This window comes from Flavobacterium gelidicaeli, from assembly GCF_013294005.1.
Lineage (GTDB): Bacteria > Bacteroidota > Bacteroidia > Flavobacteriales > Flavobacteriaceae > Flavobacterium.
Window position 1 is genome coordinate 42,441 of record NZ_JABSNK010000003.1, and the last position, 22,649, is coordinate 65,089.

Below are 22,649 nucleotides of genomic sequence, written 5' to 3' on the forward strand. Positions count from 1 at the left end.
CGAAGTTCGCCACCATTGTAAAGCCGCGAGACGTTATAGGCAAGAACACACGCACGATTAAAATATGAAATACAAAATACTATTTTCACTCGCTTTGATTGTAATACTTGGTAGTTGTAAAAAGCAAACTATGGAAAAAAAATATTACGTAATTTCAAATGCAGATTCGATTAGTGAAGCGTGGAAGAAATCAGCAAAAGTTCCGCCACCTTTTGTCCCATACAACTTAAAATGGTATTCAGACGTAGTTTTTATTTTGGATTCAAGTAAAGTTTATGCTTATCAAACAGAAAAGACTCATACAGGTTCAGGAAATAATATGGATTTTGAATATCCAAATTTAATTGGTTTAAAACCAGAATATTTACTAACGATTAACAGCGAAAATTTTGTTTCGTTTTTATTGAATAACAATGATATTTTTGGAATATTTCCCGACAATTCCGTTCAACCAATTATTTATTTAGCAAGCCAAACTGATACTGTAAAAAGTGTTGCACTAACTCAATTATGGAAAAGACTTGAAAATAATAAAAGTAGAACATTCTTCTCGGTTCGAAGAACAACTGAAGAAGAAAACATAGTACTTTTATACAAAAAGAATAACAAAGAGTTTTTACCTGAAAACGTAAAATGGACTTCCAACTTCTATAATGGAAAAGTAAAGCCTTTAACGACAGAATATAAAGAAATTGAGGAATCAAATCAACTTATAAGAAAAGCAAAAGAGAATTTTAAAAAAAAGAAAAGGGCAATTGAAATGTAACAGTTCCTGCCTATAACAGCAGTTACACAATACACAAGGCTTTGGTGGAATTATCGTTTCGCAAGACCTTTACGTTAAGCCGAAAACACTCTGATTCCGAACCCTTGTGCATCGTGTAGCTGCAAAACGTTAGTGGCAAGCTTCGGAAAAATCATCGTAAAAATCAACTTTATGAATTCATCATATTATCAAAATCAAATTAGCCGAATCGAGAAAGATGTTGCTGACTTACAGAAAAAAATCGCCGATGAAAATAAAAAGGAAAATGACAAGGTAAAACAAATAGATTCTGTTAATAGATCAATTAGTAAAAGTACTTCAATTTCAACTTTACAAAGTAAACAACGTCAAATTCAGGGTTATCAAAATGATATTTATAACTGTAAAAAGAAAAGCGCTGATTATCAAAAACAGATTGCGAATAAATCTGTTGAATTGGGGAAAAAGAAACAAGATCTGAGGAAATCAGAGGAAACCCAGCAGAAAAAATTTCAAAAAGAGCAACTTGATTTTCAGAAAAAACTTCAGAGAGATATTGATCAACAAAAAAATCAATTGGAATTTTTAGTTAATCAAAATTATTCTTCTAAAACTACAATCAATCACGATGAAGAATCTGACAAAGAATTTGATTTTTTTATTTCTCATGCATCGGAAGATAAACAAGAAATTGTTCGAGATTTAGCAGACGCATTAAAGGAAAACGGTTTTAAAGTTTGGTATGATGAATTTGAATTAAAAATTGGTGACAGTTTACGAAAGAAAATAGATAATGGACTTTCTAAATCGAGATTTGGAATTGTAATAATTTCACCATCTTTTGTGAAAAAGAACTGGACAGAATACGAGTTAAATGGAATGGTTGCTCGAGAAATGAATGGTCATCAAGTTATATTACCTATCTGGCATAAGATTTCCAAAGATGAAGTTTTAAAATTTAGTCCATCGCTTGCCGATAAAATGGCTTTAAATACTTCAATTCATACGATTGAAGATATTGTAAACTCATTAAAAGAACTTTAAGCCAACCACTAACAGCGGTTTGCAAAATGGCGAAATATGTGGTAAATTCACGTTTATCTTTCGCAAGAAATTTTATGTTAGCCGAAAAATATCGGTTACGAAGTTCGCCACTTCTGCAAGCCGCGACACGTTGGTGGCAATTATCTCGCAGATACCGAAAAATAAGACAAATAAATGAAATCTAAAATAAAAATAACTTCCTTTTTGCTTGTTCTAATTATAAATTTTCTTGTGGGAATTTTATTTTGGACGATTTTCATAAAAGCAGGTAATCGAATATTTGAATATGGATTTTGGACTTACAAACCGTTTATTTTATTTCTCATAATTTTCCTTGAAATATTTGCTTTAAGTTTAGTTTTTCAACTAAAAAGAGTAATAATTGAAAAAGATAAAGTCATTTTTAAAAACTTAATATTCCCATTTTTGAAAACAGAAAGATTATTTACTTATTATGACTTTTCAAAAATTGTAGAGCGATATTCTAAATCAGGTTATCACGAATCTTTGTGGTTATTTAAAAACGGAAAATTAGAAAATCAAATCTCTAGTTTTTATTATTCAAATTATACAAAACTCAAATTTGAAATGAAAGTCCAACATAAAGGAAAATTAAAAATAAATAGTTTTAAACAAATATATTATAAACTTGGTGGAAAATTATAACTGCCACCAACAGCGGTTTGCAAAATTGGCGAAATATGTGGTAAATTCACATTTATCTTTCGCAAGAAATTTTATCTTAGCCGAAAATAATCGGTTACAAAGTTCGCCACTTCTGCTAGCCGCGACACGTTAGCGGTCAGGCTATGACGACCGTGCAGACAACAAACAGAAGTGCAAAAAATAAACAAACGACAAATAAATAGACAATGAAAAAAATTCTAACAATTCTGACAGTAGTTTTATTTACAATGACTGCTTTTGGACAAGTTGACCAAACAATTTGGGACAGTTTAAAAACAGTTTCAACCGACAATTATGAATTCAAAGTTCCTTACAAGTGGCGACAAATGCCAGCAGGCGGAAAAGGACCAGAACAACTTTTAGAAGCAAATGGACTTGCACTTCCAGTTTCATTTAATGGTTCGCCTGTTATGGTGACAATTTTTTTCGTGAAGCAAGACGGCAAAAATCTTGACGACTGCAAAGACAAATGTTTAAGCGGTTACAGAGCAAACCCCGACAGAGAATTTCCTAAAAAATTCAAGGACGGTCAAGAAAAAATCAAACTTGCTTCGGGACAAGACGCATACTTTTTAAACACTCGTTTTTACAGAAAATCCAAAGGACTTAATCAAAGTCGTTTTGACTTAGTTGTTTATTCAGACAAAGCACAAAGCGGTTACATATACACTTTATCAATTCAGTATTCTGACAATGACTATAAATTTGAAGCAGACAACAAACTTGCTGACTTTGCTAAACAAATCTATTCTTACTTGACACTAAAATGAGAGAGCTAAACGACAACGGACGAAAAGAAGCCCAAACCCCTAACAGGCGTTTGGCAAAAGTGGCGATTCGGTGCTCCGCAGACACATTTGTGGTTAAACAAAGTTTGGTTTTCCGCATCAACATTTGTGGTGAAAATCGCCACCTTCGCCAAGCGCCAAAACGTTAGCTGTAATGCGCTCGCAGAACGAAAACCTCAAAAAATAAGAACCTACTTTTAATATTATTTATAAATGAATATGCTTAACTTTTTCGGACTAAATAAACCTAATAAGGATCCTTATTGGGAACTTAACGAGTCACAACAATTTAGACCAAAATTAGATAAAGGCGATTTTTTCAAATTAACAGGTTTTGATTTTGGTTGGTTTGTTCTCGAACCAATTTCAGAATATATTCAAAATGCAAAAGGAGAGCTCACAAAAGGTAAAAATCTATCTTACGGTCAAAAAGCATTGTACTATTGGTGGTATGTTGATGCGCAGGTAAATAATGGTGGATTTACTCAATATTATTATAATGATTATGGAAAATACACACCAACAATCATAAAAGGATTGAAATATATTGGAGACAATAAAATGGCGGAACTTGTGAACCGTTCTTACGAAATATATCTAAAAGAAAATAGAAAAATTAAAGATGCTCGCCTTGGTGGTTGGGAAGATTTTAGTAACTTATATAAAGAAATAAAAGATTTTGACGATTTAGATTATGAATATTATGATTTAAATAATCAAACGATGAAAAATATTGAGAACTATATTCGTAAAAATCCTAATGAAATATGTTTAGATGAAGAAGGTAATGAATTTGATCTAAACTTTTCAGGAGAACTTAAAACCTATCATTCAAACAAGAATATTAAAGAGCTAATTCCACTTGAAAAAGGTGTCATTTCAGGAACATTTAAAAGTCATTTTGAAAATGGACAATTAAATGAAGAAATTCATTACTTAAAAGGTGAGCAAACTGGAGAAAGAATTGAATATTATGAAAATGGTAATAAAAAATATATTATAACTAAAAATTTATCGAAAAATCAATTTGAGCATTCATTGTATTATGAAAACGGAAATCAAAAAAAAATAGAGCACAAGCAATTAGATAAAGATGAAAGGATTGGAGAATATAAAGAATGGCACGAAAACAAACAATTAGCAGAATCGGGAAAATACATTTCAGATTATGAACGTGATGGCTCTTGGCTTAAATTTCATAAGAATGGAAGTAAAAAACTTGAAGCTGAATTCAAAAATGGAGAACTCTTATTACATAATTTTTGGGATGAAAATGGTGAACAAATTTTAACAAACGGAACGGGGCTTTACATAACTGAATACTCTATTTATGATGGCAGAATTGACAGAAATGAACAAGAATACAAAAATTACAAAAGACACGGAAAGCAATTTTCTTACAGTAATGGAAAATTGACATTGTATCAAGAAATGACTGATGATAGAGAAAATGGAATAACAAAATCTTACGATGATGATGGAAATATTGAAGAAGAAACCATTTATCAAAACGGAAAAGAAATATCAAACAAAAAATACAAATAATTTAGAATATGCACTACAGCTAACAGCGGTTTGCATAAATGGCGAGATATGTGGTAAATTCACGTTTATCTTTCGCATTAAGTTTTCGTTAAGCCGAAAACTGAGCGGTTACAAACTTCCAGCCATCTCAAAGTGGCGAAACATTGTAAAACATTTGACTCAACCAACAGACCATTTTACTAAATCAAAGTAATTGATCGCTAAATTGAATTTTTATTCAAAACACAAAACGAATAAATTTAAATAAACATCTAATATGAAATTGAAAACAATTTTACTTTTGACAATTCTTTTAATAAGTAAAAACTTTTACTCTCAAAAAAAAAATAGAGAAAAAATCTACTTTACACCTGACAGTTTATCTTTTATTCATTTATTGCCAAATCAAAAATTTGGTTTTATTTCATATATAGGAAATTCACCATTATCATACTATAATGATGAAAATCAAACAAAAGGACATATAGATGGCCCATATTTTACAATTAATGAATTTGGTTCTGGAGAATATTTGATTGAAAACAAAAAAATGAAATTGAACTTCATTAAACCGATACATTCAATTGACAGTATTTCAATTAAAGAAACTGAAAACTTAACTGATTCAATAAAAATTAAAATATCTTTCAAATCTTATTTGAATTCTGGAAAAGACGACGGAATTGGAATTGGAAGTACTATAAAATCACAGGATAGTTTAATAAACATAAATACGATGTTTGAAAGTTTTACATCATTCTCAGTTAAAAAAAATAAACTTCCTTTAAAATTAATAATCAACGAAAAGTATAATTTAGAAATAGTAAGCGACAGAAATCAAGACATTATTCTTTTTGTGAACGACTTTAAAAAATTCACGACTGATAATATTGAAAATAAAGTGTTTGAGTTTAATACTCTAACTGAACAAACGAATGAATAAAAATATTTTACAACAACGTGTATAAAAAATTGCGTAGTTTAGTGATTAACCAAAGGCAGTTGCATTTTTATTACGTCTGATTTTCCTTCGGAAAATCCTCGCATACAAACCCGAAACTATTCTTATACATAAACGCTATGCGTAATGTTTGAGCAAATAAGAGACTAAAAGAACTAAACCAAAAATAATTTACTAAAAGAAAAATGAAAAAAATACTTCTAAAAATCAATTTATTAACACTACTAACATTAGTCATTTCGTGTACAAAAAACGATGATAACTCTTCAAATGTGGATTCAATAATTGGAAAATGGGAATACTCAACTCAATATGAAAATGACATTCAATTTACACAAAACGATTGTCAACCATCAACTATTGAGTTTACAAGTAATGGAAATAGAACCGACAAATATTATGATCAAAACCTAGCTAATGAATGTGTTTTAGTTGATAATATTAATCTTACTTGGACAAAAATTAATTATAACACTTATCAATTCAATCAGAATGGAGATATTTATACTGAAAATGTAACATTTGAAAACGGTAACAGTAAACTTATTTTAGAAAGTTCTGATAATGATGGAAATGGGAATGTTATAATTTATAAGTTTGTATATAATCGAATAAATTAACACTACTCACAACAGCAGTTTGCATAAATGGCGAAATATGTGGTAAATAAGAATGTTGACGAGAGTAACTTAGAATCCATTTTTAAGAATAGCCTATTACTTAAAAACTATTTATTTTAGAAATTAAAAAAAATACGAAATTGAAAGTGTAATAACTGAAATGAACCACTACATAATGCCAATAACCAATAGAGTAATTGCTACTCTTGTGGAATCTAATAATTATTAAACCGTAATTTCAATTTATATAAAGTAAAAACTATGAAAAAGATAATAATTTCTATTTTAACTATTTTAACAATTATAATTAGTGTTTACTTTTTTTTAAAACATGAAGAAAATAATAGTTACGAACAAAAAGGGAATAAGATGGTTATGCAAATTTATGAATTTAAAAAAAATCATAATAAATTACCAAATTCTATATCCGATTTTAAAGCTGATACAGAAATGGGAGAGGGACCTTACTATGAGAAATTAGATGATTCAACATTTATTGTGTTTTTTAATATAGGATTTGATGATAAAATCATTTTTAATTCAAACTATAAAAAATGGGAATAAAAAAAAAACCTCTTTCAACAGCCATTTTGAGGCAGCTGGATTTTAGTGGAATTACCGTTTTTTTTTATATATATTCTTAAAGTCAAAAATAATCGGTTTATAAGTTCCCCACCAAGCTAAGATATGAAATGCGTCACCAGACCAAATTAGAAATACCTTACGTTAAATTGAGCTATTATACACTAAAATATTGTAAAAATTTTATGAAAACGCTTCAAACTACATTTTCCGTACTTTTTTTATTTTTTATAAGCCTATGCTACAGTCAAAATTATAAGTTTGATAAAATAGTAAAGCATAACTTATCTCCATATTCCGAACAGACTACTTTCTTCAATTCTGAAGATGACTCATAATATATGAGCATATATTACCGTAACGATTCTCTTGTATCTGTAATATCTGATATAGATAAAAATCAAATGCATTATTTTCATATTGAAAAATTAGATTCTTTAAAATTCTATTTTATAAAAACAAAAAAGTGGGTACAAAAAGATACTAAAAATGTCACCGAAAATAAATTTGAATTCTCTGAGATAAAAGAAGAAAAAGGAAATAAAGAGATTACTTTGAAAATTTTTAATAAAAGGGAAAAGAAAGTTGCGCAATACCAGTTTATCATAAGAGAAACAGATAAAAATTATTTTCCTATAATCAAATTCTCATTTTTTGAGACAGAAGTAAACAATAAAACAAAACCACCTTTTAATTTTATAATTTTAGAAGCAAATGGGAGAAATGAAAGTGGTAGAACTATAAAATACAAATTAAAATCAATCAACGATATTGACCTGAAATTTCAATACCGCATAACAACCATTTATAACACTATATATAAATAACTGTTTATTTCTAGTCTACTTCCTAAAATTATCATTGATTTTCATTAGCATAATTACGTAACTAATTACAAATAAAACTTTATGAATCAGCAGATTGTAGCTCACATAAAAGAACGAATTTAAAACTTAAGTAGAAAACTTTATTTGCTAAAATATTTTACTCTTTTTTTCCTATTTTAAAGGTAAAAGCAAGATGCCTAACACATTAAATAAAAAATAAAAATAGAATAAATAAACTGCCAAACGCATAACAGTAGTTAAACGAGATTTGGGTATTTGGCTAAATTTAAAGATAGTTTTATACTTGGGAAATTTGTGGATAATGGAAAAAACACACATTTTTATCCCAAACCTCTTGTAACGCTAAGATATTGTAGGTAGTTTTACCAAATACCTATAATAACGAATAAAATATTATGAGACTATTATTTAACTTTATCTTCATTTTACTTTTTACCGTAAAAATAACAGCACAAATTAAAAAAGAAACTTATCAATTTTCTAAAGACATAGAAAATAAAATTGATGAAGATACTTTGGCTTGGAAATATCAAATAGGTGCAACAGATTATTCGATTAGCGAATATTATTTGCAAGCACTAAAAACGTGGGATAAAATTGGAAGTGGAATTAAAACAATTACAAAACAAGATAGTTTATATTTTAATTCATTCAAAAAAGTAGATGCAAAAGAGTACATAATTAATCGTTCAAAAAACGAAAAAATAATTATCATAAATGAAGCACATCATAATTCTCGACACAGAGTTTTTACAACATCACTTTTACAAGGTTTGTATGATAATGGTTACCGTTTCTTTGGATTAGAAGCACTTTCAGTTTCAGACTCGTTGATAAATAAAAGAAAATTCCCAATAATAGAAAGTGGTTATTATACTAAAGAACCACAAATGGCAAATTTAATTCAAGACGCAATTAAAATTGGATTTAAATTGTTTGAATATGAAGTATCAGATGATTCAAATGGAAAAGAAAGAGAAATTATTCAAGCAAAGAACATTACTAAATTAATTAATGAAAATCCAAATTCTAAATTTTTAATACATTGCGGTTATGATCACGTTATTGAAGGGACACCACAGAATAAAAGTTGGGGAAAAGCAATGGCAGGTAGATTGAAAGAATACACTAATTTAGATCCATTTACAATTGACCAAGTTGCTTATTCTGAAAAAGGCGATATAAAATTCATCAATCCATATATAAAAATCGTTAATTCAGATAAACCAATTATTATGGTAAATGAAAGCGGAAAACTTTTTAATGGAAGTGAAACTAATGACCAAACTGATTGTAAAATAATTCATCCATTAACAGAATATGTAAACGAAAGACCAAATTGGTTATTTTTAAATGGTGTAAGAAAGGAATACAGTATCCCAAAATCTAAAATTCCTGAATATCCTATCTTAGCTTTAGCATACAGAAAAAATGAATTTGAACAGAATGGAATTCCAGCAGATTTAATTGAAATTTTCAATAATGAATCTAAAATAAATCTTATACTAGAAAAAGGAACATATAAAATAATCATTAAAGATAAAAATTATAAAATTATCAATAAATTCGAAATAAAAATTAAGTAACTGCCACTGACTGCGGTTTGGATAAATGACGAAATATCTGATAAACTGAAGTTTATATTTCGTAATAAATTTTATCTTTAACGGAAAATAATCGGTTTCAAAAGTCATTAACCTCGGCTAGTGCCTAGACAATACTATAAATTATGAGAAAAACACTGTAAATAATTACGCTTCTATTCTCAATCGCAAATTACGCCTGTATAGGTAACGACAAGAGCGTAACTGAAAAGTATATTCAATCTGAATTTGTTGCTAAAGTAAAAAGCATTAAAAATAATAAACAATGAATTTAAAAAAAGCTATCGTATTATTTATTTTGAGTTTTAATTCAATTTTTGCACAAGAATTAATTTCTTATGATGATAATATTGAACAAGCTGAAGAATATTTAGAATCTAAAAATTATAGTAAAGCAGGTGAACACTATAAAAAGGCATTTAAAATAGTTAACGAAAATGTAATAACTTCTGATGTGCGCTTTGATGCAGCAATTGCATTCTCACTTTCCAATGATAAGAGCGCTACATACAAACAATTATTTAAAATTTCTAAAAAAGGAATATTCGATGATTATACAAACTATGAGAACATAGTCGATGAAGAAGCATTTGAAATTTTTCACAATGAAAAAAAATGGAAAAATCTTATTAAAAAATTAAAAATTAAGAAAGTTGAAGCTAATAATAAAGTTAATGAGCCTTTAATTCAATCTCTGTTAGAACTTAAAAATAAAGACCAAAAGATATGAGAATTCTTTATGGAAACGCAACAAAAATATGGTGATAATTCAGATGAATTTAAAGAATATGGAATAAAATTGAATGAAGTTGATTCCCTGAATTTTATCGAATTTGAAAAAATTATCAACAAGTATGGATGGCCAGGACCCGAAGTAATTGGAGAAGATGGTGTGAACACACTATTTATGTTAGTACAGCATAATAATAACTTAGATATCCAGAAAAAATATTTACCCTTAATAAAAAAAGCGGTTGATGATGGTAAACAATTTCCAAATGATTTGGTCTATTTAGAAGATCGGATTGCTATGTACAGTAATGAAATGCAAACATATGGCACTCAATTAAAAATGGATGAAAACAAAGAATATTATGTTTGGCCAATCAAAAATCCCAAAGATGTAAATAAAAGAAGACTCAAAATAGGATTAGATACTTTAGAAGAATACTTAAAAAGATTTGGTGTAGTTTGGGATGTTAAAAAGCACAAAGAAAAAACATTAAAGATATTTAACGAGATCAAGAAATAAGGTGTGGCAATAGTACTTTGGCTGGATTAATTTTTTGTGTGATTAGCATTTTTTTCCTATTCTAGTTAGTCCCAAAGCTGAGCGGTTACGATTTTACCACTATTTCAAAGCCGAAAAACATTAGCTATCAGTTGTAAGACTTAAAAATTAAAATATAGCCAATAAACAAGAAAATAATTTATGAAACCAACGAATAAACTACATTACTATTTATATACATTTTTCAGATATTTTGCAGGAACAATGATTTTAATTTATGCCTTTGCAAAAATTATTGGAACACAATTTACTACATCTTTACTAACGTATGACACTCCCATTGGAGAATTAGATGGAATGGATTTAGTTTGGTTTTATTTTGGGTATTCTTATCAGTATGCTGTATTTATTGCCTTATCACAAATTGCTGTATCATTTTTATTGTTTTTCAGAAAAACAGTTCGTCTTGGTGCTGTGCTGTTCTTATGCATAATGGCTAATATTATCGCTGTTGATATTGCTTTTGACGTTGATTTTGATGCCTTTATAATGGCAATTATTTTAACATTTATGGGATTATTTATATTTCTGTCAGAGTTTCCCTTGTTTATCCACTATTTTATTACTGAGCCTAGCCTATACCAAAAAGACAATATGCCGAATTGGGTAAATAAAATTCATAGAATTAAATTTCTATACATTCCTATTGTCTTTTTTGGTTTTTTTGGTTTCTTATTTTATATCAATAATTTAGAAAAAAATGAAAATGATTTTTATGGTGTTTGGCAACTTGAAAAAGGAAACCCAAAATTCAATAAATTATATTTTGAACGAGATAGTTTTCAAACTGTTGAATTTGGAAAAACAAAAATGGACAGAAGAGGTCGTTTCACTTTTGACTTAACACATAAAAAAATCACATTAAAATCTTATCCAAATGATTATATCAAAAAAATATATTCGCAAGCAAATTTTGTAATTGATACAACTAAAAGAGAGACTTTATTTAATGGAAATTTCGAATTAAGAAACAATATTTTAAAGTTAAAAAATGATAATATAGAACTTATCTTTAAAAAAATAAGATAAATAAAACTTAGCAAACAGCAGCTATTTAGCCAGATTGGGTATTTAGTGTAATTAGTATTTCCATTTCTTATTTTTGGTATTATATACGTAGTTATAAACTCTCCAATCTTGTCAAGCGCGAAAATTGTAGCACTAATTTTAGTATATGTAAACTAGACAAACTTGATTATAATAAAAAAATGAAAAAAATATTTGCCTTTTTATTGATTATTACAGCGACAAATACTTTTGCTCAAAGTATTACTTCCGACTCTCTTGATAAAAAAATTATTGCACATTTTGATGAGTTTAAACCTGAATTATATCGATTTAGTGGATTGAGTTTTTACGGAGAATCGAAAGCAACTTTTGAAAAAGAACAAATAATAAAAGAATTACAACTTTATAATGAAGTAAAAAAAGCTATCTTAATCAATAAGCCAACAAACAGCGTATTTGCATTGTGCCACAATCTTCTAATCCATAGTCCAGAAAAAGGCAAAGAGTTGTTAGCTCTTTTGAATAAGCCAACAGAAAACAATGAGACAATCGCTAATCTTTTCACAGAATTAATTTTTACTGCTGAATATGGTGAACAAATGGCTTTGGATAATTTAAAATCTAACAATATTGGATGGAGTAAAATTTGGGCTGGTTATTTAAGTTCACTTGCGATCTATGAATCCTCAATTCCAATAATTGAAAAGATTTTTCAACAGACTAATGACACAGAAATTCAGCAAGACCTTATTGGTGCGTTAATGTATATAAGTAATCCAAAATCAATTGAATTTATAAAGCAAATAATTGAATCCACTAAGTATGACGAAGTGCAAACAAAAGCAATTTATGCATTAGCAGAACTTTCTGGAAACGATGGAATTAAATATTTGGAAAGTATCAAAACTATAGGTAAAAAATCTAAAGTAGAAAAAAAATCAAGTCTTGATTGGTTAAAAAATGATACAAGTCCTCAAAACAAATACGGTACATTGGTTACAAATGATATTGGTTTTATTGAAAGATTTGGAGATATTAAATCTCCAGTAATTATTTGGCTCGAAAATGAAGGTCTTCTAGAGTTAAAGAATGCACAGAATCCAAAATCTTTAATTAAAAATAAAAAGGACCAATTACTTGATATTATTATTGAATCAAAAGGTTTTGGACTTGAAGCTGTTAAAGCGCAATTATTTTTAAGTATTGAGTATACAGATATTGACAAGTTGCTAAAAATGAGACAGATTTGCTATTATTCACCAAACAACTTTACAAAAAGTAGAATGAATACAATAGGAATATTTATTAGATATTTACGCAAGACAAGTAATATTAACGAGTTCAAATAACCATTTCAAATTAGCTAAACGTTAGTGGCAATCTTACCCAAAAAATTGAAATCTGAGTTTTAAGTTAAAATAATGAAAAACATCTTAATTACATTATTTATCTAATACTTCTATATCAGTTATTGTAAAAAAAATCCCGCTTCCGCTATTAAATAATTTTGGTTATATTTACAATTTTGGTAATTATTATTGCAATAAGTTATTAATTTAAAGAAGCAAACATTACCATGAATCTAAGCATCAGTTTACCGTATCATTTTATTATTCCTACAATAATTTCAGTTTTGGTTTTAATAGCTGTTTTATATCAACGTAAGCGATTATTTACTTCTATAGACCAAAAATGGTTGTGGACAAGTCTAACAGTTTTTTTAATAGTGTATATTTTAATTATAGGAGGAGCTTGGTATACCACTATTAACTCACAATTAGTGTTAGAAAAATTTGATTTGAATCAAGACGGATTCTTTACAGCAAACGAAATTACTGTAGCACAAAAAGAAGCTTTAGAAAAAGTGACAAGAGATACAGGAAGAAGTTTTTCATTCCTAACTGGATTATTTGTAGCAGGAGTAGTGGGGTGCATCGTTTTCGTTTTCGGAAAATTTATTGTATTTATCAAAACAAAAAAATAATAAGGTTAATTGCTATACGTTACCAGATATCTACTTATAAAACCACGCAGATTTTAGAGATTTTCGCAGATTAATCATAACTGCTCTACTAAAATATTCAAAATCTGCGTGCCTTTTTTTTCAGTACTCAAAGCGTAAAGTTATATATAGTAACTAGTGAGATTAGTGTTTATAAGCCAAGTCTAAGAATTAACTGGAAGAGATTGTTTTGTTCCTCACAATGTTAATTTAATGGTGATTTCAAGAAGTCAATTGGTATTAGTCTTATGAAAAGCTATTAATAAAAAACCACAAACCGACTGTGTTTAAATAGTGCTGTTTGTGGAATAATTATGTAGAAAGGTTTATTACTCAGGATTAGAATCAGTTTCTTCTATTTTTTCAATTGATTCTTCCTCCTTATTTTTCGAAAATAAATTTTTTATCTTATTTTTAAAAGCACCAAAGAAACCCAGTAATGCAAGAATAATAATTTTTCCAAATTTAGCAACTAGTGCAAAAATACCAACTTTAGTTAATATTTTACCCGCAACTAAACCTCCAATTGTCCACGCAGCAACATTATCTATTGAACTATCGAATTCTTCATATTTATAACCATCATTAAATTGAACAATATCCAGTACTTTTTTAATATCTTTTTGAACTAAAGGCAATTCTGTTTCTGTTGCGATGGCATTTAATACAATGACTCCTTTTCTACCTAGAATTCTAATATTATAATTTAGCGTATTTATTGGTTCGTTACCAAATTTTATTTTTTTAGCCCAGTGTAAAATTTTTCTATCTTCATCATAAAACGGTTTTGCTGCCCATCCTACGATACTTATAGATTCATAACCTTCTTTTTTTCTATCTACATTTTCTGTTTCGACATCTTTTCTCATTTGAATCAATAAATCATCATAATCAATATCATCTGCATCATCATCTTTCACATATCCAATTTCATCGTATTGAAAGTTAAAAACATAGCCTTTTTGATCTAATACACCTTGGTTTTCAGGAAGTAAAAGTCCTAGTGTCATATTATCAGACTTTGGATTTCCCCACAATTCAAAAAGTACTCGCTCCACTTGAGTAGAGTTTAGGTACTTAAATCCTTTTGGAATCGTAATACTCCCTACACCATTAGACAATTTTATTATTCCATGTTCATAGGTGAAAGTTTTTTCAATTGAATCAATTTTTGTAGTATAATCATTTTGTGATTAGCTAGAAAATGACATGATAAAAACTAAGCTGAGTAAAATTATTTTCATATTAATTATTTAAGTTTTGGTTGTATTTTTAACTTTTCCTTTACTTCAAAAGTTATTTTAATCTTGTCAAATGTATAATAATAATCTTGTTAATGAAAATAAAAAATTCAATTCAAAATACGCTGTATAAATTGTAAAATAGGACTTTTAAAGCCAATTTATTTGGATAAATAGAGATTGCTTTGTTCCTCACAATGATAAATTAGTGAGATAAGTGTTTAAAAAAACCACAAACAAGACAAAGTATAAAAGTCTTATTTGTGGTTGCTGTATTTTTTAAAACTATTTCAATTCCTTTTTCAAGAATTTTGCCGTATAGCTTTTTTTGTTTTTTGCAACTTCTTCAGGTGTACCTTTTGCAACTAACTGTCCGCCTCCTTTACCACCTTCAGGGCCTATGTCAATGATATAATCAGCGAGTTTGATTACGTCCATATTATGCTCAATAATCAAGATAGTATTTCCTTTGTCTACTAACTTGTTAATCACTTCCATCAGTACTCTAATGTCTTCAAAATGCAAGCCTGTGGTAGGTTCATCCAAAATATAAAAAGTGTTTCCAGTATCTTTTTTAGACAATTCACCTGCTAATTTAATACGTTGCGCCTCACCGCCAGAAAGCGTGGTGCTTTGTTGTCCTAGTGTAATATAGCCCAAACCAACATCTTGAATCGTTTTTACTTTTCTATAGATTTTCGGAATCATTTCAAAAAAAGGTACTGCCTCATCTACGGTCATATTCAACACATCCGAAATTGATTTTCCTTTGAATCGTATCTCTAATGTCTCTCTATTAAAACGTTTTCCTTGGCAAGTTTCGCATTCAACGTAAACATCTGGTAAAAAGTTCATTTCTATAGTTCGCACACCTGATCCTTGACAAGTTTCACAGCGACCACCTTTTACATTAAAACTAAAACGACCCGCTTTATATCCGCGAATCATGCTCTCAGATGTTTTTGTAAACAAAGCTCTTATTTCAGTAAAAACCTCAGTGTAAGTGGCAGGGTTAGAACGCGGTGTTCTCCCTATCGGACTCTGGTCTATCGCAATTACTTTGTCAATATGTTCTAAGCCTTCTATTTTTTTATACGGTTGTGGTTTTTTGACACCATTAAAATAAAAAGCATTCAATATAGGGTAGAGGGTCTCATTTATTAAAGTAGATTTTCCACTACCAGAAACACCCGTCACACAAATCATTTTACCAAGAGGCAAATCAATTGTTACATTTTTTAAGTTGTTTCCAGTTGCTCCAGTTAATTTTAAAAATTTTCCGTTTCCTTCACGTCGCTTTTTCGGAATCTCAAATTTCATTTTTCCGTTCAAGTATTGTGCTGTAATCGTATCTGAGGCTAATGTTTCGGCTGGAGTTCCTATACTGATAATCTCTCCACCAAATTTTCCTGCTTTTGGACCTATATCAATTATATAATCTGCTTGCTCAATCATGTCTTTATCGTGCTCCACGACAATAACCGAGTTCCCAAGATCGCGCAATTGCTCTAAGGAATGAATTAGCTTTTCGTTGTCTCTTTGGTGTAAACCTATACTTGGCTCATCTAATATGTATAAAACACCCACTAATTGTGAGCCTATTTGGGTAGCCAATCGAATACGTTGTGCCTCACCACCAGAAAGTGATTTTGAACTTCGGCTTAAAGCCAAATATTCTAAACCTACATTCATCAAGAAGTTCAATCTATCGTTGATTTCTTTGACCACTTCAGTAGCAATTCGTTTTTGCTTATCAGATAAATGGTTGTCCAAATCCTTGAACCAAACCGTTAAATCAGCAATATCCATATCACATAATTCGGATATGTTTTTCTCGTTTATTTTAAAAAATAAGGCTTCTTTTTTTAATCGTGAACCCTCACAAACCGGACATTTTATTTCATCCATGAATTCTTTTGCCCATCTTTTAATAGTTGTAGAACCACTTTCGTCGAATTGGTTTTTTATAAAATGGGAGATTCCTTCAAAGTCTATTTTATAGTCTCGAGCAACTCCTAAATCTTTAGAGTTGATCGTGAATTTTTCTTTTCCACCATTCAAAATCATTTCCATGGCTTCTTCTGGAATCGTTTCTATGGCATCAGTATTTTTAAAACCATATTTTTCACCTATAATTTCCAATTGCTTAAAAATCCAAGACGATTTGTACTCGCCCAAAGGTGCAAAACCACCCGCTTTTATAGATAATTTAGGATTCGGAATTATTTTTTTAATATTGATTTCGTTCACCGTTCCTAGTCCGTTACAATGATCACACGCCCCTTTAGGAGAGTTAAATGAAAATAAATTTGGCTCCGGATTTTGGTACGAAATTCCCGTTGTAGGACACATTAAATTTCTACTAAAATAACGCACTTCATTACTGTCTTGATCAAGAATCATCAATACATTTTCACCGTGATGCATGGCCGTATTAATGCTTTCTGATAAACGCTTTTGATTGTCTGCAGTATCTTCAACCAGCATGCGATCAACTACAATTTCAATATCATGCGTTTTGTAACGGTCCAGTTTCATTCCAGATGTGATTTCGCGAACCTCGCCATTAACACGTACTTTCAAGAAACCTTGTTTGGCAATTTGCTGGAATAATTCGCCATAATGTCCCTTTCTCGCTCTAATAACTGGAGCAAGGATATTGATGCGTTTATTCAAAAAATCGTTGGTAATTAATTCCTTGATTTGCTCATCACTGTAACTCACCATTTTCTCGCCTGTATTGTAACTGTAAGCATCAGCAGCACGAGCAAATAGTAAACGCAAGAAATCGTATATCTCCGTGATTGTACCCACAGTGGAGCGCGGACTCTTACTGGTCGTTTTTTGTTCAATAGCAATCACAGGCGATAGTCCGTCAATTTTATCCACATCAGGACGCTCGAGTCCACCAAGAAACTGCCTAGCATAAGCTGAAAAAGTTTCTACATAGCGGCGCTGTCCTTCGGCATAAATAGTGTCGAAAGCAAGTGATGATTTCCCAGAACCTGAAAGGCCAGTAATAACCACTAGTTTTTCGCGAGGAATGGAGATATCTATGTTTTTAAGGTTGTGCACACGGGCACCTTGAACTTCAATAGTATTGTCTTTGTCTAACATAATTTTTTGCAAAAAAGCAAAGTTAACCTTTTGATTTATTCTTTCAATAGAACAGTTTAGAACTTTGTGTTAAAATAGGACCTATCAATAATATAGAATAGTAGTTTGTGTTTTTTTAAGAGCATAATAAGTTGGTGTTTCAATTGCGTTCCCTCCCGCTTTTCGTTACAATCTTGTGTGGCAAAACACTTACCCCACAAGGATTTTCACTGCAATCGGGGCTATTTATAACTATTTGTGGTTTTTATTACGTTTAGGTATTGCGCATAAAAAAACGCTAATTTGTGGTTAGCGTTTTGTATTTATTCAATAGTCATTGCTTTTAACTTACTTCTGTAAGCCTCCAGAGCTACTGATTTAGAGATAAAACCAAAATATTTCTCGTCTTTTATAACTGGTAAGAAAGCCACTTTAGACCTTTCAAACTTATTCATTACAGTTTCCATGCTGTTAAAAGGGTAAATTACTTCCTGTGGCGTGGCCATAATATCTTTCACTAAAGTGTACTTAACACGGTAGCTATTAAAAATAATTTCGCGAATATTGTTAAAATGAACAACACCTAATAAATGCTTGTCTTTATCGACTACAGCAAATATTACTTGATTAGAATGCGAAATTAAATCAACTAGTTTGTCTAAGTTTTCATCAGGTGAAAGCGTTAAATAATCCGTTTGAATGATAGAAGTAGTTTCTAAGGTAGAAAGTACATTAGTATCTTTGTTACTAGTAAAGGCATGTCCTTTTTGAGCCAAATCTTTTACATCCATAGAGTGCTTCTCAAAACGTTTAGAAATAGCAAAACTTATTGAGGCAACAATCATTAAAGGAAGCATTAAACTATAGCCACCTGTAATTTCAGCAATTAAGAATATTGCGGTCAATGGAGCGTGAAATAAACCACTTAAAATACCAGCCATTCCAACCATTGTAAAATTACTTACGGGCAAATGGGTTAAACCGGTTAGATTTATAATTTTTGAAAAAACAAAACCTACGTACGATCCCACAAATAGGGAAGGAGCAAAATTTCCACCATTACCTCCTGCACCAAGCGTAATTCCAGAAGCAAAAACCTTTAACATCATTGTTAATCCTACAAAGGCAATTAAAACATAGTTATTGTCGCTGTACTTACTAAATAAGGTGTTTTCTAATATTTTACCAGGATTACTGTCTGACAATACTTTGATGCTTTCATATCCTTCCCCAAAAAGGGTTGGGAATATAAAAATTAACACCGCCAACATACCTGCTCCCAGCAACGCTTTTTTATACGGATTCAGTTTTAGCTTGTGAAAAAAGTGCTCAGTTCTTTGAAAATTTCGAGTATAATAAATAGATAAAAAACCAGTGATTATTCCTAAGATAATGTAAAATGGAATTTTATGGTAATCAAAAACTTGTTGTTGTTTAAAGTTCAGTAAGATGGTTTCATCTAAAGCAATTACTGATACAAGTGCTCCTGTTGCAGCAGCAATCATGATAGGTGTAAATGCTGAGATGCTTACATCTACTAATAAAAATTCTATGGCAAAAAGTACTCCCGCTATAGGAGCATTAAAGGCAGCTGCAATACCTGCAGCTACTCCGCAGCCTATTAATAAGGTTCTGTCCTTGTAACTTAATTTATATTTTTGAGCATAATTAGAACCAAAAGCAGCTCCTGTAACCACAATAGGACTCTCTAAACCCGCTGATCCTCCTAAACCTACTGTTAAGGAACTAGTAAAGATTTGGGCATACATTTGTTTTTTCTGAATAATACTGGCCTTTTTTGCTACAGCATATAAAATTTGTGAGGTTCCTTTTTCAATAGATCCACCTAAAAAACGTTTGACAACAAATACTGTCAAAACTAAACCTGCAATAGGTAAAATACTGTTTATAAAACTTAACTTTAGCATTCCGTTGATGTACGTAGCAAATGAAAATACCCAGTGCGCAAAAGTCTTTAAAACAATTACAGCAAAGGCAGATGTGATACCAACTAAAATACTAGATAAGAAAATAAATTGTTTTTCTGTCAATATGGATTGTGACCAAGCAATGATACTTTCTAGTTTAGAAATATATTTTTTAAACATTTATTTTTTTTTGAAAGTGCTAAATTACTATTATTTTAAGCGCAAGTGAATTTTTTGAGCGCTTCTTTTTAACGAAATAATATAATATTACTAACGAAATCGTATTCTTAAATCTTTATGAGGGCAATTCTCTTGTTTCAAATACGAAATTCTTAAAAACCAACCGCTTTATCGTCTCCTCTAAAATCAGCTCCTCCTTCTAATTTTCCATTTGGTAAAACTAAAACAGCATCTACTTTTCCGATAACAGGAGTAGTTTTCTCATTGATTAAGTATCCTTTTGCTTTCAAAACATTTAGTGTATTGGTACTAAAAGTATTGGGTTCAAAAGTGATTATATCAGGCAACCATTGATGGTGAAAACGAGGGGCGTTTACCGCTTTTTGCATGTTAAAATTATACTCATAAACATTTAAAATAGTTTGTAACACTGATGTGATAATTGTAGAACCACCTGGCGAACCTACCACCATATATAATTTTCCTTTTTTCTCAACAATTGTAGGTGTCATAGAACTCAACATCCTTTTTCCTGGAGCAATACTATTTGCTTCATTTCCTACTAAACCAAACATATTAGGCACACCCGGTTTAGCACTAAAATCATCCATTTCGTTGTTTAGAAAAAAGCCTAATTCCTCACAATAATATTTAGAACCATAACCCGCATTTAGCGTTGTAGTAGCTGATACAGCGTTTCCAAATTGATCTACAATTGAATAATGTGTGGTTTCCATACTTTCATTATAAGTAATATTGCCTTCTTTTATACTACTTGAAAGAGTTGCTTTATCAATATTAAAATCATCCATTCGGCTTTTTAAATAAGCAGGATTCATAAGTCCTTTTAACGGAATCTTGACAAAATCAGGATCCCCTAAAAAGTAACTTCTATCAGCGTAGGCTCTTCGTTCTGCTTCTACAATTACCTGAATGGCTTCAGGAGAATTGTGTCCCATTTGGCTAAGATTAAAAGGTTCAATCATATTGAATATTTGTGCTAAACAAATCCCGCCACTACTAGGTGGAGCCATGGAGATGATATTTAGATCTTTGTATTTAAATGTAAGTGGCGTACGCCATTTAGCTTCGTAAGTAGCTAAATCTTCTTTTGTGATTATTGCTCCTTTACTTTGCAGGTAAGCAATTAAAATTGTAGCCGATTCTCCTTTATAGAATTCGTCACGTCCATTTTTTGCAATCCGTTTTAAAGTAGCGGCTAATGCAGGATATTTAATAGTATCTTTTTCTTTATATGTGTGAGATAAAACACTGTTATCTCCATTGATTTTGTTCAATTGATCACGGTAACTGGTTAGGCGTTCTTCTTGTTTTTTAGTAACAATTACTCCTTTTTCTGCTAATCGAATAACGGGTTCTAAAATAGTTTCAATAGGTAAAGAACCTAATTTTTCATGGACAGCAAAAATTCCAGCAATCGTTCCAGGAATACCTATTGCCAGCGCTGATTTAGTGCTTTTTCCGGGAATAACATTTCCGTTTTCATCGAGAAACATGTCTTTTGAAGCTGCTAAAGGTGCCTTTTCTCTATAATCTAAAGTTCCTACTTCGCCATTTGATTTTCGATACACCATAAAACCACCGCCACCCAAATTTCCTGCGTAAGGATAGGCTACCGCTAGAGCCAGTTCAGTGGCTACCATAGCGTCAAAAGCATTTCCGCCTTTTTGCATGATTTCGGTTCCTATTTTAGAAGCTTCTTCTCGCGCAGAAACTACCATCGCTTTATTGGATACTAAACCCATAGGGCGTACCGTTTTTTCATTCGACTTGCAACCAATTATAGCAATGAAGAGTAGTAGTGTTATTTTTTTCATGGTTTATGGTTATTGGTAGCAGTTTGTTTAAGACTGATAAGTTTAAGCGTTTAATTGTGCTTTGACATGCGCTCTTAAATCTTCAAAGAAAAGTGTGAATTCCTTTTCGAATTCGGTGTAAAATTCTCGAAGTTCCTCCGTAGCGAAACGCATTTTGGACTCGTTTTTTGTACGGCGATCCATTTGAGTTAATATGTTTTTTATTCCGTCAACTGTTTGATAACTAGATAACCAGTTTTGCTTTATCATGTAAGGCATCATTCCTATTGTTCTTTCGGTCAATAAAGGTTTATTGTCTTTTAGAGATTGATAAAATTGCTGAATGTACTCTTCAAGATTTTCATTGGAGTAAACCGTCCAGTTTTTGGCTAGAAAATGGTCATAAAAAATATCTACAATCACACCCGCATAATGATGGTAACGGGAGTGTAGTTTTTTGGTACTTTCTCTAAAAATGGGATGGGCGTCAGTGTAAGTATCTATTGCGCGATGAAGGGCAATTCCTTTTTGGATATCCACAGGAAAAGTATCAAAGTTTTTCCCTCGAATTCCATCAGCCATGAAATTACCAATTTTAATGTGATCGTTGTCGTCAGAAAGGTATATGTGTGCTAAAAAGTTCATTCGCCTAAATTATGAATTCTAAATGACTTTTTTAAAGC

General features: G+C 30.4%; 20 protein-coding genes. 15 read left to right on the forward strand and 5 right to left on the reverse strand.

Features of this window, described 5'->3' with window-relative positions; genetic code table 11:
* The first annotated feature begins 130 nt into the window (after positions 1-130).
* The 15 genes from HNP99_RS04955 (at position 131) to HNP99_RS05025 (ending at position 13,686) form a co-directional block, all read left to right on the forward strand.
* Positions 131-766 (forward strand): hypothetical protein, encoded by a 636-nt coding sequence (locus tag HNP99_RS04955; protein WP_173851915.1) that lies wholly within the window; start codon positions 131-133, stop codon positions 764-766.
* 171 nt (positions 767-937) lie between these two features.
* Positions 938-1,789, forward strand: coding sequence for a toll/interleukin-1 receptor domain-containing protein (locus tag HNP99_RS04960; RefSeq protein ID WP_173851917.1), 852 nt, complete (start codon positions 938-940; stop codon positions 1,787-1,789).
* Positions 1,790-1,963: 174 nt separating this feature from the next.
* A complete protein-coding gene (locus HNP99_RS04965) occupies positions 1,964-2,455 on the forward strand; it encodes a hypothetical protein (protein WP_173851919.1) in 492 nt (163 codons plus the stop codon).
* Positions 2,456-2,661: 206 nt separating this feature from the next.
* Positions 2,662-3,246, forward strand: a complete 585-nt coding sequence (locus tag HNP99_RS17875; protein ID WP_254596824.1) for a hypothetical protein — start codon at positions 2,662-2,664, stop codon at positions 3,244-3,246.
* A gap of 231 nt (positions 3,247-3,477) precedes the next feature.
* Positions 3,478-4,809, forward strand: coding sequence for a DMP19 family protein (locus tag HNP99_RS04975; protein ID WP_173851921.1), 1,332 nt, complete (start codon positions 3,478-3,480; stop codon positions 4,807-4,809).
* A gap of 256 nt (positions 4,810-5,065) precedes the next feature.
* A complete protein-coding gene (locus tag HNP99_RS04980; protein WP_173851923.1) occupies positions 5,066-5,731 on the forward strand; it encodes a hypothetical protein in 666 nt (221 codons plus the stop codon).
* 203 nt (positions 5,732-5,934) lie between these two features.
* Positions 5,935-6,369, forward strand: coding sequence for a hypothetical protein (locus HNP99_RS04985; RefSeq protein ID WP_173851925.1), 435 nt, complete (start codon positions 5,935-5,937; stop codon positions 6,367-6,369).
* A gap of 261 nt (positions 6,370-6,630) precedes the next feature.
* Complete coding sequence (locus HNP99_RS04990; protein ID WP_173851927.1) at positions 6,631-6,933, forward strand: hypothetical protein; 303 nt, start codon at positions 6,631-6,633, stop codon at positions 6,931-6,933.
* A gap of 359 nt (positions 6,934-7,292) precedes the next feature.
* Positions 7,293-7,778 carry a hypothetical protein gene (locus tag HNP99_RS04995; protein ID WP_173851929.1) on the forward strand — a complete coding sequence of 162 codons (486 nt, stop codon included), beginning with the start codon at positions 7,293-7,295 and terminating at the stop codon, positions 7,776-7,778.
* Between the two features lie 416 nt (positions 7,779-8,194).
* Positions 8,195-9,385 carry a hypothetical protein gene (locus HNP99_RS05000; protein ID WP_173851931.1) on the forward strand — a complete coding sequence of 397 codons (1,191 nt, stop codon included), beginning with the start codon at positions 8,195-8,197 and terminating at the stop codon, positions 9,383-9,385.
* A gap of 283 nt (positions 9,386-9,668) precedes the next feature.
* Positions 9,669-10,133 carry a hypothetical protein gene (locus HNP99_RS05005; RefSeq protein WP_173851933.1) on the forward strand — a complete coding sequence of 155 codons (465 nt, stop codon included), beginning with the start codon at positions 9,669-9,671 and terminating at the stop codon, positions 10,131-10,133.
* A gap of 9 nt (positions 10,134-10,142) precedes the next feature.
* Entirely contained in the window at positions 10,143-10,655 is a 513-nt protein-coding gene (locus tag HNP99_RS05010; RefSeq protein ID WP_173851935.1) for a DUF6624 domain-containing protein, read from the forward strand.
* Between the two features lie 180 nt (positions 10,656-10,835).
* The gene (locus HNP99_RS05015; RefSeq protein ID WP_173851937.1) at positions 10,836-11,723 is read left to right on the forward strand and encodes a hypothetical protein; all 888 of its coding nucleotides are present in this window, start codon (positions 10,836-10,838) and stop codon (positions 11,721-11,723) included.
* Between the two features lie 179 nt (positions 11,724-11,902).
* Complete coding sequence (locus HNP99_RS05020) at positions 11,903-13,051, forward strand: hypothetical protein (protein WP_173851939.1); 1,149 nt, start codon at positions 11,903-11,905, stop codon at positions 13,049-13,051.
* A 227-nt stretch (positions 13,052-13,278) separates the two neighbouring features.
* Complete coding sequence (locus HNP99_RS05025) at positions 13,279-13,686, forward strand: hypothetical protein (RefSeq protein WP_173851941.1); 408 nt, start codon at positions 13,279-13,281, stop codon at positions 13,684-13,686.
* Positions 13,687-14,033: 347 nt separating this feature from the next.
* On the opposite strand, the gene HNP99_RS05030 is transcribed toward HNP99_RS05025, so the two are convergent.
* From HNP99_RS05030 to HNP99_RS05050, 5 genes are all read right to left on the reverse strand, one after another.
* Positions 14,034-14,873 (reverse strand): DUF2167 domain-containing protein, encoded by an 840-nt coding sequence (locus tag HNP99_RS05030; RefSeq protein WP_371810450.1) that lies wholly within the window; start codon positions 14,871-14,873, stop codon positions 14,034-14,036.
* Positions 14,874-15,230: 357 nt separating this feature from the next.
* On the reverse strand, positions 15,231-18,062 hold the full coding sequence (uvrA, locus tag HNP99_RS05035; protein ID WP_173851945.1) for an excinuclease ABC subunit UvrA: 2,832 nt from the start codon (positions 18,060-18,062) through the stop codon (positions 15,231-15,233).
* 302 nt (positions 18,063-18,364) lie between these two features.
* Complete coding sequence (locus HNP99_RS05040; RefSeq protein ID WP_173851947.1) at positions 18,365-20,149, reverse strand: chloride channel protein; 1,785 nt, start codon at positions 20,147-20,149, stop codon at positions 18,365-18,367.
* Between the two features lie 152 nt (positions 20,150-20,301).
* Positions 20,302-21,987 (reverse strand): gamma-glutamyltransferase, encoded by a 1,686-nt coding sequence (ggt, locus tag HNP99_RS05045; RefSeq protein WP_173851949.1) that lies wholly within the window; start codon positions 21,985-21,987, stop codon positions 20,302-20,304.
* Between the two features lie 42 nt (positions 21,988-22,029).
* On the reverse strand, positions 22,030-22,611 hold the full coding sequence (locus HNP99_RS05050; protein ID WP_173851951.1) for an acyl carrier protein phosphodiesterase: 582 nt from the start codon (positions 22,609-22,611) through the stop codon (positions 22,030-22,032).
* Positions 22,612-22,649: the final 38 nt, after the last annotated feature.

Coding starts and splice junctions, on each gene's coding strand:
- HNP99_RS04980 (WP_173851923.1), top strand. CDS start 5,066: ATGAAATTGAAAACAATTTTACTTTTGACAATTCTTTTAATAAGTAAA.
- ggt (WP_173851949.1), bottom strand. CDS start 21,987: ATGAAAAAAATAACACTACTACTCTTCATTGCTATAATTGGTTGCAAG.
- HNP99_RS04960 (WP_173851917.1), top strand. CDS start 938: ATGAATTCATCATATTATCAAAATCAAATTAGCCGAATCGAGAAAGAT.
- uvrA (WP_173851945.1), bottom strand. CDS start 18,062: ATGTTAGACAAAGACAATACTATTGAAGTTCAAGGTGCCCGTGTGCAC.
- HNP99_RS05020 (WP_173851939.1), top strand. CDS start 11,903: ATGAAAAAAATATTTGCCTTTTTATTGATTATTACAGCGACAAATACT.
- HNP99_RS05025 (WP_173851941.1), top strand. CDS start 13,279: ATGAATCTAAGCATCAGTTTACCGTATCATTTTATTATTCCTACAATA.
- HNP99_RS04955 (WP_173851915.1), top strand. CDS start 131: ATGGAAAAAAAATATTACGTAATTTCAAATGCAGATTCGATTAGTGAA.
- HNP99_RS05000 (WP_173851931.1), top strand. CDS start 8,195: ATGAGACTATTATTTAACTTTATCTTCATTTTACTTTTTACCGTAAAA.
- HNP99_RS04975 (WP_173851921.1), top strand. CDS start 3,478: ATGAATATGCTTAACTTTTTCGGACTAAATAAACCTAATAAGGATCCT.
- HNP99_RS17875 (WP_254596824.1), top strand. CDS start 2,662: ATGAAAAAAATTCTAACAATTCTGACAGTAGTTTTATTTACAATGACT.
- HNP99_RS04985 (WP_173851925.1), top strand. CDS start 5,935: ATGAAAAAAATACTTCTAAAAATCAATTTATTAACACTACTAACATTA.
- HNP99_RS05050 (WP_173851951.1), bottom strand. CDS start 22,611: ATGAACTTTTTAGCACACATATACCTTTCTGACGACAACGATCACATT.
- HNP99_RS04965 (WP_173851919.1), top strand. CDS start 1,964: ATGAAATCTAAAATAAAAATAACTTCCTTTTTGCTTGTTCTAATTATA.
- HNP99_RS05005 (WP_173851933.1), top strand. CDS start 9,669: ATGAATTTAAAAAAAGCTATCGTATTATTTATTTTGAGTTTTAATTCA.
- HNP99_RS05040 (WP_173851947.1), bottom strand. CDS start 20,149: ATGTTTAAAAAATATATTTCTAAACTAGAAAGTATCATTGCTTGGTCA.
- HNP99_RS04995 (WP_173851929.1), top strand. CDS start 7,293: ATGAGCATATATTACCGTAACGATTCTCTTGTATCTGTAATATCTGAT.
- HNP99_RS05015 (WP_173851937.1), top strand. CDS start 10,836: ATGAAACCAACGAATAAACTACATTACTATTTATATACATTTTTCAGA.
- HNP99_RS04990 (WP_173851927.1), top strand. CDS start 6,631: ATGAAAAAGATAATAATTTCTATTTTAACTATTTTAACAATTATAATT.
- HNP99_RS05010 (WP_173851935.1), top strand. CDS start 10,143: ATGGAAACGCAACAAAAATATGGTGATAATTCAGATGAATTTAAAGAA.